A 13,070-nucleotide genomic window follows, 5' to 3' on the forward strand; every position below is an offset into this window, starting at 1 on the left:
ACACGACAAAGTTTAAGTAATAAAAAAAGGAACTGTTATGAGCGAGGCTTATATTATTGACGCCATTCGCACACCACGCGGAAAAGGAAAAAAAGACGGCTCTCTTTACGAAGTAAAACCAATCACATTACTCACCACTCTATTAAACGAATTACAGCAACGCCATCAACTCGATACATCTAAAGTAGATGATATTGTTCTGGGCTGCGTAACACCAATTGGTGATCAGGGCGGTGATATTGCCAAAACAGCAGCGATTGCAGCGGGCTGGAATGATGATGTTGCAGGTGTGCAAATTAACCGCTTTTGTGCTTCAGGTTTAGAAGCGGTCAACATGGCAGCCATGAAAGTTCGTTCTGGTTGGGAAGATTTAGTGGTTGCTGGTGGCGTTGAATCAATGTCACGTATCCCAATGGGTTCTGATGGCGGACCGTGGGCGTTAGATCCGGAAACCAACCTTAAATCATCTTTTGTTCCACAAGGTGTTGGCGCTGACCTCATTGCAACCTTAGATGGCTATAGCCGAGAAGATGTTGATAATTTTGCCGTAAAGTCACAACAAAAAGCAGCGGCAGCTCAAGCAAATGGTTATTTCGATCAATCAGTTGTGCCGGTCAAAGATCACGCAGGTGTTGTGATTTTAGAAAAAGATGAATTTATTAAAGGCAATACTACACTAGAAGGTCTTGCAAAGCTCAACCCAAGTTTTGAAATGATGGGGCAAATGGGCTTTGATGCAGTTGCTTTACAAAAATATCCAGAAGCACAAAAAATCAATCATGTTCATCATGCTGGTAACTCATCAGGTATTGTCGATGGAGCAGCTGTCGTTTTATTGGCCTCAGAAAAAGCAGTAAAAGAACAAAATTTAAAACCACGCGCTAAAGTTTTGGCGACTGCATTAGTCGGTACTGACCCAACCATTATGCTGACTGGCCCTGCGCCTGCTGCACGTAAAGCTTTAGAAAAAGCTGGCCTTACGATTGATGATATTGACCTATTTGAAGTTAATGAAGCATTCGCGGCAGTTGTTATGCGTTTTATTAATGAGCTCAACGTTCCTGCTGAAAAAGTCAATGTAAATGGCGGTGCGATTGCTTTAGGCCATCCCTTAGGAGCAACAGGTGCCATGATTTTAGGCACACTACTTGATGAGCTTGAACGACAAGATAAAAAGCGCGGTTTAGCGACGCTCTGTGTTGGCGGTGGTATGGGTATTGCCACCATTATTGAACGCGTATAAAAATTTAGGGATATATAAAGATGAGTGCAATTCAATACGAAAAAAATGCCGACAATATTGTCATTTTAACGCTTGATTCAACAGGTCAATCTGCGAACACCATGAATGCCGAGTTTCGTGACTCGCTTGATGAGGCGACTCAGAAACTTAAATCAGAAACAGAACTTTCAGGTGTTATTTTCCGCTCAGCTAAAAAAACTTTCTTTGCTGGCGGTGACCTAGATGAGCTGATTCAAGTTCAGCCAGAACATGCGACTGACTTTTTTAATATGGTTGAAAAGCTAAAAGGTCATTTACGTACAATTGAAACGCTAGGAATTCCAGTTGTTGCAGCATTAAATGGCACTGCACTGGGCGGAGGATGGGAAATCGCATTAAGTTGCCATCACCGTATTGCAATCAATGACCCGAAAAGCAAATTTGGCCTACCAGAAGTTACCTTAGGTTTACTACCGGGCGGCGGTGGTATTGTACGTATGGTCCGTCTGCTTGGTCTTCAAAATGCATTCCCATTTTTAATGGAAGGTAAGCAGTTCGGTGTCGATAAAGCCAAATCTTTAGGCTTAATTCATGACGCAGCTGAAAATGAACAAGAACTTTTAGATAAAGCGATTGCTTGGATCAAAGCCAATCCAAAATCTCAACAGCCTTTTGATGTGAAGGGTTATAAAATTCCGGGTGGCGATCCAAAAACTCCGGCAGTTGCACAAGTTCTTGCCATTGCGCCAGCCATGTTAAAAGACAAAACCAAGGGCTGCTATCCTGCTCCTGAAGCGATTATGGCTGCCGCAGTTGAAGGTGCTCAAGTTGATGTCGATACCGCCTTGCGCATCGAGTCTCGCTACTTTACACAACTAGCAACAGGCCAAATTTCTAAAAATATGATTGGCACTTTCTGGCATGGTCTAAATGCAATTAAGTCGGGTGCTAGCCGTCCTGCTGATATTGCAAAATGGCAAGCCACTAAAGTGGGCGTGTTGGGTGCGGGCATGATGGGTGCCGGTATTGCCTACGCCACTGCAATTAAAGGCATTCCTGTTATCCTTAAAGATGTATCTGTTGAAAATGCTGAAAAAGGCAAAGCATATTCACAAAAGCTCTTAGATAAACGTGTTTCACAAGGCCGCATGACTGCAGAAAAACGTCATCAGATTTTATCGCTCATTACGGCTACAGCTTCTGCTGAAGACTTACAAGGTTGTGACCTGATTATTGAAGCCGTATTTGAAAACCAAGAGCTCAAAGCGAAAGTCACTCAAGAAGCTGAACAATACTTAGCGCCTAATGGTGTAATGGCATCAAATACATCCACCCTACCGATTACAGGTTTAGCGCAAGCAAGCAAGAATGATAAAGCATTTATTGGCCTGCATTTCTTTAGCCCTGTCGACAAAATGCAGTTGGTTGAGATTATTAAAGGTAAAAACACCTCCGCAGAGACACTTGCCAAAGCCTATGACTTTGTACAGCAAATTGGAAAAACACCAATCGTTGTCAATGATAGCCGTGGCTTCTTTACCAGTCGTGTGTTTGGTACTTTTATTCAAGAAGGTATGCGCTTACTTGCAGAAGGCGTCCATCCAGCGCGTATTGAAATGGCAGCACTGAAAGCTGGCATGCCGGTAGGACCACTTGCGATTCAAGATGAAGTGTCTTTAACTTTAACGGAGCATGTTGCAAGTGAAACGCGTAAGGCACTACAAGCTGAAGGCAAAGAGTTACCGAAAACACCGGTAGATGAAGTGATTCATACCATGATTCATGAATTAAACCGTAAAGGTAAAGCTGCTGGCGCAGGTTTTTATGATTATCCTGAAAATGGCAAAAAGCACCTATGGGAAGGCTTAAACCGTTGGCAAAAAGATCATGATATCTCCGAGCAAGATATGATTGACCGTATTTTGTTTGTACAAGCCTTAGATACCCTACGTTGTTACGAAGAAGGGGTATTAGAGTCAGTGATTGATGCCAATGTCGGTTCTATTTTTGGAATTGGTTATGCGCCGTGGACGGGAGGAGCAATTCAATTCTTAAATCAATATGGGATTGATAAAGCACAAAAACGTGCCGAAGAGTTGGCTGCCAAATATGGTGAGCGCTTCACGCCCCCAACGTTACTAAAAACTAAAGCTGAGCAGAAGCAAAATATTCAATAAGTTAGAGCTCTTGAATATTTAAAAATTGCATAAACCTTACCCATATAAATATATTTTATTTATATGGGTTTTTCTTTATGACCTTTAAGATTTCAGCCTTATACCTAAATATGCTATAAATAGACTTCATTTCTGTGCTTCTACAGCACATTCGAGATATCCTTATGTCCGATAAAAATTCTTCCGAATCAGCAATTTTAGGCTGGAAATTTGTTCTAATCGTCGGTGTTTTAAGTGCGATCTTCCTTGGCTTTTTCTATTTAGCAATGAGTAATGAGCCTGACTATATGCCAGGAGCACAACGCAAAGCTCAACAGCATGAAATGCAGCAAAAAGCTGAGAAATCAACAGATCAGCAAACTCAGCATGACAATATGCCTGAAATGGACATGCAAGAACATCAGCATTCACATCAGTAATCAGATATTTTTCAAATGACAGATTTTTCTCGCAATGCACTGGTTGTAGAAGGTGGAGGCATGCGTGGTGCCTTTACCAGTGGTGTACTTGATGCTTTTCTACAACAACGGTTCAACCCTTTTGATTTATATGTAGGCGTATCTTCTGGTTCGACCAATGTAGCTAACTACCTGGCAGGCCAACAGGGTCGCACCTTAACCTTCTATATTGATCATTCACTACGTCCTGAATTTATCGATTACAAACGCTTCTTTAAAGGTGGTGATTTACTCGATTTAAAATGGATGTGGGAAATTGGCGAGCAAGAACATCCTCTCGATCAACAGAGCCTTTTTGCCAAAAATCCAGATTTTTATATGGTATTGACGCATGCTAAAACTGGTCATGCTGAGTATCTTCGTGCTGGTAAAGATAATTTGCTAAATGCACTGCGTGCTTCTAGCTCAATTCCGGTTTTAACTCGTCATCCCGTCGATATTATGGGTGAACCCTACTTTGATGGCGGCGTTGCAGATGCTCTACCCGTTCGCTGGGCGGCTCAGCAAAGTGGTGTCAAAAAGCTATTAGTTTTACGTACTCGTCCGAAGAACTATTTTAAAGCCAGTAGCCGAGGCGACCAATTCCTTGCGAAATATGCTTTTAAACACCATTATGGTTTTGCAAATAGTTTGCGTAACCGCTGTGCCCGTTATAATGCTTCAGTTGAATTTGTTCGTAGCAGTAACCCAGAACAGCAAATTTTAGAGGTATGTCCACCGCCTCTTAAAAATATGGCAGGGCGTTTAACGACAAATCCGAAAAAGCTTCGTTACAGTTATGAAGTTGGTTTGGAAACAGGCTTACAAGCCATCGAAAACTGGAATGCGATGAAGTAGTTCAAAGTTGAGATTTCTAAAAAGGAATCTCAACTTAACGCTAAAGTCATATCAATATGTGGAATACCACAGTCTTGGTACACTTCACCCTGCACTTTGAAACCTAAAGCTTCGTAAAAAGCCGTCACATAGGTTTGCGCGGAAAGCTTTAAATAAGGCAATTTATGTTGGCGCGCATATTCAATAATATGCTGCATTAGAATTTTACCTATACCCTGCTTTCGATAAAGCATTAAAACAGCAACACGCCCTACGCTATGCTGTGGCAACAAACGTGCTGTAGCGATAGGCTGCTCTTTGTCATACATCATAAAGTGCACAGCAGTGCTGTCGAAATCATCCCATTCATCTTTGGGCGCAATGCCTTGCTCTTGAATAAAGACTTGTTCACGGATGTATTTTGCAGCTTCCTCAAACTGCGTCCAACTACCCGCTATAACTTTATACATCCACTCACCTTCCTAGCATTTGCAGCCAATATTTTCGATCGGCAGCTGGTCTTGTAATAACAATTCCAAAGTCTGTTTTTTAATTCCATACATTTCTTTCAATGCTTGAATTTGAGCCATAATCTTGGCATCAGGTTGTGTCACGTTTTTGCGTTTAGTCGCCAAAATCATTTTATTTTTACTGGTGTGTTCAAGCGATACAAACTCAAAAACTTTAGTTTCATAACCATATGCTTTTAAAAGTAACGCACGTAAGGTATCGGTCAACATCTCGGCTTGTTGTCCCGCATGAATACCAAACTGTAGCATGGGTTGTAAAACTTCAGGACTATGTAGTTGTGGACGCAACTCTTTGTGACAGCATGGCGCGCACATAATCATCGAAGCGTTTAAACGAATTCCTGTATGAATAGCAAAGTCAGTCGCAATATCACACGCGTGTAAGGCAATCATAACGTCCAGCTTTTCCGGTTGATAACTACGAACGTCACCTTCAAAAAAGTCTAAATGATTAAAATGTACTTTTTCTGCAACGTTCTGGCAAAACTCCACTAAGTTACGGCGCAGCTCTACACCAGTAATGAGCGGAACCTTTTGTTGTTCTTGTAAATAATCATACAAGGCAAAAGTTAAATACCCTTTTCCTGAACCAAAATCGACAATATTTAACTCTTTTTGCTCAGCATCAATTTGTTCGTATGCACTCGCAAAAATTTCGATAAATTTATTAATCTGTTTCCATTTACGAGCCATGCTTGGAATGATTTGAGCTTTCTCATCGGTAATGCCAAGCTCTTTTAAAAATGCACTACCCTGCTGTACATAACGCTGTTTCTCACGATCATGCGCTTGTACAGTTGGAACGGTAGTCACGCTGTGTTTTTTACCCATATTAAGCATGGCTTTTTTCTTATTTTTTTTAAGCTGGATTTCTTGATGAGTGGAAAATAAATTCGCTTGTTTGCATTGCGTAATCAGCACAGCAATCTGTTCTAAGCCATCTTCGAATGAATAATTTTTAGTCACATCTTGGGTAGTATGATGATATAGCGCGGAAAGTTGTTTTTTTCCATGTAGCTCCACAACACGGAAAGTAATTTTTTCCAGCTGTGTCAACTCTCCTTTATATTGGCTCAAAATCAAACGTTCAAAAGTCTGCTGATCAAGCATTTGTTTGATTTCATGAAAGAATTGCTGTTCTTGCTCAAAGGAGAAAACCGACACTGATATACCTAAAAAATGGTGACTCATATAAAGTGAAAGTTTAAAGGGTATAGGATGAAAAATAAAATAACTTTACGACTGTTTTGTATTTCTATACATTTGTATTTTTAATCAAAAAATAAACTTATGAGTAAATCGGTGTTAGAAACCTACGACCCAAAAGAAGAACTTTTTAATGCCTACAGCCATGGCGCTGGTGTGGTTATGGCAGTAATTGCCTCTGTCTTTTTAATTATAAAAGGATCTTATCTTTCCACTGCCCAGTGGATAGGTTTATGGGTATATGCTTTTAGCTTAATTCTCGTGTTTACTAGTTCGACTCTCTATCATTTTGCACAAACACAAAATTTACGTTACTGGTATAAAAAACTCGATCACACGGCTATTTATTATTTAATTGCTGGAACATATACCCCGTTCTTAAGTATTGCTATACCTACACAAAAAGCTCATATTTTACTTATTGCGCTCTGGAGCATTGCTGCAATTGGTACACTTTTCAAGTTAGTTTTTATTCACCGTTTTCAGAAAATTTCGCTACTTGCTTATGTTCTTATGGGTTGGCTTGCCGTTTTTGTAATGGATGATATGCGAACCTATTTAAGCAAAGATACTTTGATGTTATTGATTACTGGAGGTTTAGCTTACACCGTTGGAGCATTGTTTTACGCGTTAAAAAAGGTAAGATATACCCATGCGATATGGCATATTTTTGTGCTTTTAGGTGCAGGTGCACACTTTCTTGCTATCTATTGGTACGTTGTTTAGTCCATTTTTCACTCATATTCAGTGATCCTGAAAGAGTCATGGATGATGTTCTTTCACGCTATTCTTTTAAGAAAAATATGCCTTTAAAGAGAATAGTAAATTAAAAATAAATTTTAACTGATATAAGGACTTATATGGAGTCAACCTCTGCGACTGCTGCTCCTGTAGTAGCCACCAATTCGAAAACACGGGTTTTGTTTGCAAGTTTAGTCGGTACAACCATTGAGTTCTTCGACTTTTATATCTATGCAACTGCTGCCGTTATCATTTTTCCACACCTATTTTTCCCTGCCAGTAGTGGTAGTGCCGCAGTCTTACAATCACTTGCAACTTTTGCAATCGCCTTTATTGCCCGTCCTATCGGTGCAGCACTATTTGGGCATTTAGGAGATCGTATAGGTCGTAAAGCAACATTGGTGGCAGCATTGCTCACTATGGGTATCTCAACCGTATGTATTGGCTTATTACCAACCTATGCTCAGATTGGAATTGTTGCACCGTTATTGCTCGCCTTATGCCGTTTAGGACAAGGCTTAGGCTTAGGTGGTGAATGGAGTGGTGCGGTTTTACTTGCTACAGAAAATGCACCTGAAGGCAAACGTGCATGGTATGGCATGTTCCCTCAACTTGGCGCACCTATCGGTTTTATTTTAGCAACTGGTTCTTTTTTACTTCTAAGTGCTGCTATTCCTGAGCAAGCATTCATGCAATGGGGCTGGCGTATTCCTTTTATTGCAAGTGCTGTCTTGGTTATTGTTGGCTTATACATTCGTTTAAAACTTCATGAGACCCCTGCTTTCCAGAAGGTTTTAGATAAGCAAAAAGAAGTTAATATTCCATTTAAAGAAGTGGTGACAAAACACACGGGCAAACTTATTCTCGGTACAATTGCAGCAATCTGTACCTTCGTTGTGTTTTATTTAACTACAGTATTCGCACTTAACTGGGGAACAACCAAACTAGGCTATGCGCGTGGTGAGTTCTTAGAACTTCAACTGTTTGCAACCCTTTGCTTTGCAGCCTTTATCCCTCTTTCTGCCATTTTTGCAGAAAAATTTGGCCGTAAAGCTACTTCTATTGGTGTATGTATTGCTGCTGCAATTTTCGGACTGTTTTTCTCTAGTATGTTAGAGTCTGGAAACACACTCATTGTGTTTTTGTTCTTGTGTACTGGCTTATCAATTATGGGCTTGACCTATGGTCCAATTGGTACTGTCCTTTCAGAAATTTTCCCAACCTCAGTACGTTATACGGGTTCAGCTTTAACGTTTAACTTGGCTGGTATTTTTGGTGCTTCTTTTGCACCGCTTATTGCAACTAAACTTGCTGAAACATATGGTTTATATGCAGTTGGTTATTATCTTACAGCAGCATCACTTTTATCATTAATCGCGTTTTTATTAATACGCGAAACAAAAAATGTAGATGTAAATAATCAGATTTAAATATTTTCAAACACCCTGATATAAAAAAGCCGGTTCAAAATTGACCGGCTTTTTTATATATAGAACTTAGTTCAATGATGCAGGATTTGCAGGTGTAACACTGTTTGGTACAGCTGGGGCAGTTACATTATTCGCTGCAACTGCTGCCGCACCAGCAACAGCAGCTTCACCAATTAATGCAACTTTTGCTTTTTCTTGGCTCTTTGGAGATAGAGCTGGGTTACTTGCAACAATACGGTTAATATTTGCAGAGTTTGCTGGAGCGATCGCAGCAGTTTGTAAAATGATTGGGCGATTACCAGTGTTACCCAATGTGTAACGAATACCTGTACGAGGGCTAATCACCGTCGTATTTTCTTGTTTCACTACAGCCTGAGCCGAAGTTGGGCCTTTTGCCGCAAGTACTTTATCAACCGTTGTGGTTTGAGGGGCTGAAGCTGTTTCTGCTGCGAAAACAAAACTTGGCACAGCAAGAACAGTTAAAAATAAAGGTTGTAATACTTTTTTCATTGTCTTTCCAACATACACTCTGGATGAGAAGTAAATAGCATTTAATGCTTAAAACTGCAAACATTATTCACAGGCTTACTACAAACGAAAAAAAAGCAGAACAAACGTTCTGCTTTTTTTATAACACAAATTAAATTTTGCCGTGACACTGTTTATATTTCAAACCAGAACCACATGGACATGGAGCATTACGACTTTCAGGTACAGGGAACGTTTGTTGTTCAGTAGCCGACTCATTAAGTGCTTCTTGAGAAGCGGTCACTTCACCTGTTAATCCATCCACATCATCATGTTCAAAAGAAAGCTTCATTGCTTCTGCTTGTTGCTGCTGTTGAGCTTCCATTTCTGCAAGCTCTTCTGGTGTTGGGATATGTACGCGAGACAGATCAGTTACAACATCAGTTTTAATTACACCCAGCATGTTCACGAACAAGTTAAATGCTTCTTTTTTATATTCCTGCTCAGGATTTTTTTGCGCATAGCCACGTAAGTGGATACCTTGACGTAAATAATCCATTGCAGCCAAATGATCTTTCCAATGGCGATCAAGAGAATTTAAAACGAAATGACGCTCAAGCATTGCTGCCGATTCATCACCCATTTGTGCACGGCGCTGACGATAACGCGCAATCACTTCATCACTGATGCGTTCAACCAAACCTTCTTCATCAAGACGTCGATCTTGTTCTAACCATTCTTGAACTGGTAGCTCAATACCTAAATCAATACGTAAAGCATTTTCTAAACCTTCCACATCCCATTGGTCATGGATTGACTCTGGTGGAATAAAGTTAGCAATCATCGCCTGCATTACTTCACGATGCATTTCTTCAACGTATTCTTGTAAAGTATTTTCAGCTAAGATTTCGTCGCGTTGTGAATAAATGATCTTACGTTGTTCATTATTCACATCATCATATTTAAGTAAGTTTTTACGAATATCGAAGTTACGTGCTTCAACTTTACGCTGCGCATTTTCGATAGAACGGCTTACCATTTTGTGTTCAATCGCTTCATCTTCTTTAAGCCCCATTGCACGCATCATGGCAACAACACGGTCGCCTGCGAAAATACGCATGAGGTCATCTTCAAGAGATAAATAGAAACGAGAAACACCAGGGTCACCCTGACGGCCCGCACGACCACGTAACTGGTTGTCAATACGGCGTGATTCATGGCGTTCAGAACCAATAATGTGCAAGCCACCTGCTTGCAATACATCTTCATGGTCCTGTTCCCATTGCGCTTTTAGACGCGCTTCATCTTCAGGGGTAGGATTTTCAAGTTTGGCAAGTTTCGCTTTCCAGTTACCCCCAAGGATAATATCTGTACCACGACCGGCCATGTTTGTTGCGATTGTTACTGCATTCGGGCTACCTGCCTGAGCAATAATGTCTGCTTCACGCTCATGTTGTTTTGCGTTCAAAACTTCATGATGAATACCAGCTTGCTTCAATTTAGACGATAGAATTTCACTGGCTTCAATCGTTGCCGTACCAATAAGAATCGGTGCAACACCCTGCTGACGAATATTCATAATTTCTTGAATAATCGCGTTATATTTACCATTACGGTTTAAGTAGATTAAATCGTTCTGGTCATTACGAATCATAGGTCGGTGTGTCGGAATAATAACGACGTCCAGACCATAAATTTCTTTCATTTCCGCAGCTTCAGTATCGGCAGTACCTGTCATACCTGAAAGCTTTTTATAAAGACGGAAATAGTTCTGGAAAGTAGTTGTTGCTAAAGTCTGGTTTTCAGGTTGAATAGCCAAACCTTCTTTCGCTTCAACTGCTTGGTGTAAGCCTTCTGACCAACGACGGCCCGGCATGGTACGGCCAGTATGCTCATCAACAATAATGACTTCACCGTCATGAATAATATAGTGAACGTCGCGTTGGAATAGGAAGTGCGCACGAATAGCCGCAGAAACATGGTGAACGAGGTTTAGATTTGTAGCTGAATATAAGCTTTCGCCTTCCGCTAACAAACCCATTTGAATAAGTTCTTGTTCTACAGTTTCATAACCAATTTCAGTCATTTCAACTGAACGCTGCTTTTCATCAATCCAGAAATGTCCGCCATCGGCAACTTTTTCTTCTTTTTGCGGGCGTAATTTTGGTGGAATCGTATTGATTGCAGTATAGAGGTGTGAAGAATCTTCACTTTGACCAGAAATAATTAATGGTGTACGCGCCTCATCAATCAAGATTGAGTCGACTTCATCGATAATGGCATAGTGCAAACCACGTTGTTTCTTTTCTGCTAAAGAAAACACCATGTTGTCACGCAAGTAGTCAAAACCAAATTCGTTATTGGTACCATAGGTAATATCAGCAAGATAGGCGGCTGCTTTTTCTGCTGGTTCTTGCATTGAATAAATTGTACCAATGCTTAGACCTAAAAATTCAAATAAAGGACGGTTTAACTCAGCATCACGTTGTGCCAAGTAATCGTTTACAGTAATTACATGAACGCCTTCACCACTTAATGCATTTAAATAACACGCTAAAGTACCCATAAGGGTTTTACCTTCACCGGTACGCATTTCGGCAATTTTGCCTTCATGTAAGGTAATACCACCAATTAACTGGACATCGTAGTGGCGCATGCCCATTACACGTTTTGCTGCCTCACGACAAACTGCAAACGCCTCAGGGAGTAACTTATCTAAACTTTCGCCATTATTATAACGTTGTTTGAATTCTGGAGTTTTTGCAGATAAGTCTGCATCGCTTAAAGCTGATATCGTCGGCTCGAGCGCATTGATTTGCTCAACAATTTTGCGCATGCGTTTGAGTTCACGCTCATTTTTTGTACCGAAGATACCTCCGATCAGACTTGCCAACATGGATAAACTCTCTAAATCTTGCTTGGTCAAATGAATAAATTTTTTCTCAGTCGTTTATTATGGTGTCAGAAATTTGAAGTACAAGGGGTTTGCACAAAACCCATAAAAAAAATCTGATCATTAGACAAATGGTTTTACCCATTTTCTAAGCCCCTTTAAAGCATCTGACACCTAAAAACTCGACATTAATGCTCATCTATTGAGCACAACTTCCGAGAAATCTAATTTAGCAAATTTATCTTAAAGTTACATTGATTCAGCCCATAAATTCATATGTTTTGATCATATATATTTACACTTATATAAAAAGTTCATAATAAAATATAAAAACAATAATTTTAATAATAAATAAATTGCGGCATAGTCATTTCAACATATAACAAATTTTAAGCAATTGAGGATTTATCATGACATTACGATTAGGCGACACAGCCCCTGATTTTCAACAAGAATCAAGCGAAGGCACTATTAATTTTTATGATTTTCTAGGTGATAGTTGGGGCATTTTATTTTCACACCCGGCCGACTATACGCCAGTATGTACAACTGAATTGGGTTATACAGCAAAACTAAAAGATGAATTTGAAAAACGTAATGTTAAAGCAATTGCCTTATCTGTAGATGATGTAGAGTCGCACAAAGGCTGGATTAATGACATTAATGAAACTCAAAATACAACAGTCAATTTTCCAATTATTGCTGACAAAGACCGCAAAGTATCTGAGCTATACGGTTTTATTCATCCCAATGCCAGTGAAACCCTTACTGTTCGTTCTTTAGTGATTATTGACCCAAATAAAAAAGTTCGTCTAATCATCACCTACCCTGCTTCGACTGGTCGTAACTTTAATGAAGTCTTACGTGTTGTTGATTCATTACAATTAACCGATAAGCATAAAGTAGCTACACCAGCGAACTGGCAACAAGGTGAAGATGTGGTCATTGTCCCTTCTTTAAAAGATGAAGAGGAAATTAAACAACGCTTCCCTAAAGGTTATACTGCGGTGAAACCTTATTTACGCCTCACACCACAGCCTGAGCAAGATTAAAGCCTTTAACAAGGCTTTAATCGAAGCGCAAGACAAACGCAGTGCGTAGGCAAGCATCTGAAAAGTTGACTACAAGA

General features: G+C 40.1%; 11 protein-coding genes. 7 read left to right on the top strand and 4 right to left on the bottom strand.

Annotation, left to right across the window (positions count from 1 at the left end; genetic code table 11):
• Positions 1–37: 37 nt before the first annotated feature.
• The 4 genes from GO593_RS03270 to GO593_RS03285 all read left to right on the top strand — a co-directional run bounded on the left by GO593_RS03270 (position 38) and on the right by GO593_RS03285 (position 4,694).
• Complete coding sequence (locus GO593_RS03270) at positions 38–1,243, top strand: acetyl-CoA C-acetyltransferase (protein ID WP_001287644.1); 1,206 nt, start codon at positions 38–40, stop codon at positions 1,241–1,243.
• Positions 1,244–1,263: 20 nt separating this feature from the next.
• Positions 1,264–3,399, top strand: a complete 2,136-nt coding sequence (locus GO593_RS03275; protein ID WP_001274315.1) for a 3-hydroxyacyl-CoA dehydrogenase NAD-binding domain-containing protein — start codon at positions 1,264–1,266, stop codon at positions 3,397–3,399.
• A 164-nt stretch (positions 3,400–3,563) separates the two neighbouring features.
• Entirely contained in the window at positions 3,564–3,818 is a 255-nt protein-coding gene (locus GO593_RS03280) for a hypothetical protein (protein WP_001280986.1), read from the top strand.
• Between the two features lie 15 nt (positions 3,819–3,833).
• Positions 3,834–4,694, top strand: coding sequence for a patatin-like phospholipase family protein (locus GO593_RS03285; RefSeq protein WP_000129263.1), 861 nt, complete (start codon positions 3,834–3,836; stop codon positions 4,692–4,694).
• A 29-nt stretch (positions 4,695–4,723) separates the two neighbouring features.
• On the opposite strand, the gene GO593_RS03290 is transcribed toward GO593_RS03285, so the two are convergent.
• Positions 4,724–5,143 (bottom strand): GNAT family N-acetyltransferase, encoded by a 420-nt coding sequence (locus GO593_RS03290; protein WP_000278742.1) that lies wholly within the window; start codon positions 5,141–5,143, stop codon positions 4,724–4,726.
• 12 nt (positions 5,144–5,155) lie between these two features.
• Positions 5,156–6,367, bottom strand: a complete 1,212-nt coding sequence (locus GO593_RS03295) for a class I SAM-dependent methyltransferase (protein ID WP_000110463.1) — start codon at positions 6,365–6,367, stop codon at positions 5,156–5,158.
• A gap of 126 nt (positions 6,368–6,493) precedes the next feature.
• On the opposite strand from GO593_RS03295, the gene trhA reads away from it, so the two are divergent.
• Positions 6,494–7,135 carry a PAQR family membrane homeostasis protein TrhA gene (gene trhA, locus GO593_RS03300; protein ID WP_001984806.1) on the top strand — a complete coding sequence of 214 codons (642 nt, stop codon included), beginning with the start codon at positions 6,494–6,496 and terminating at the stop codon, positions 7,133–7,135.
• 134 nt (positions 7,136–7,269) lie between these two features.
• Positions 7,270–8,580 carry an MFS transporter gene (locus tag GO593_RS03305; RefSeq protein WP_000446412.1) on the top strand — a complete coding sequence of 437 codons (1,311 nt, stop codon included), beginning with the start codon at positions 7,270–7,272 and terminating at the stop codon, positions 8,578–8,580.
• A gap of 66 nt (positions 8,581–8,646) precedes the next feature.
• On the opposite strand, the gene GO593_RS03310 is transcribed toward GO593_RS03305, so the two are convergent.
• A complete protein-coding gene (locus GO593_RS03310; RefSeq protein ID WP_000757175.1) occupies positions 8,647–9,090 on the bottom strand; it encodes a hypothetical protein in 444 nt (147 codons plus the stop codon).
• A 130-nt stretch (positions 9,091–9,220) separates the two neighbouring features.
• Complete coding sequence (gene secA, locus GO593_RS03315) at positions 9,221–11,944, bottom strand: preprotein translocase subunit SecA (RefSeq protein WP_000881343.1); 2,724 nt, start codon at positions 11,942–11,944, stop codon at positions 9,221–9,223.
• A 407-nt stretch (positions 11,945–12,351) separates the two neighbouring features.
• Here secA and GO593_RS03320 point away from each other — a divergent pair, with 407 nt between their 5' ends.
• Positions 12,352–12,993, top strand: coding sequence for a peroxiredoxin (locus GO593_RS03320; RefSeq protein WP_000175334.1), 642 nt, complete (start codon positions 12,352–12,354; stop codon positions 12,991–12,993).
• Positions 12,994–13,070: the final 77 nt, after the last annotated feature.

It is taken from the genome of Acinetobacter baumannii (assembly GCF_009759685.1).
In the GTDB taxonomy this organism is placed as follows: Bacteria; Pseudomonadota; Gammaproteobacteria; order Pseudomonadales; family Moraxellaceae; genus Acinetobacter; species Acinetobacter baumannii.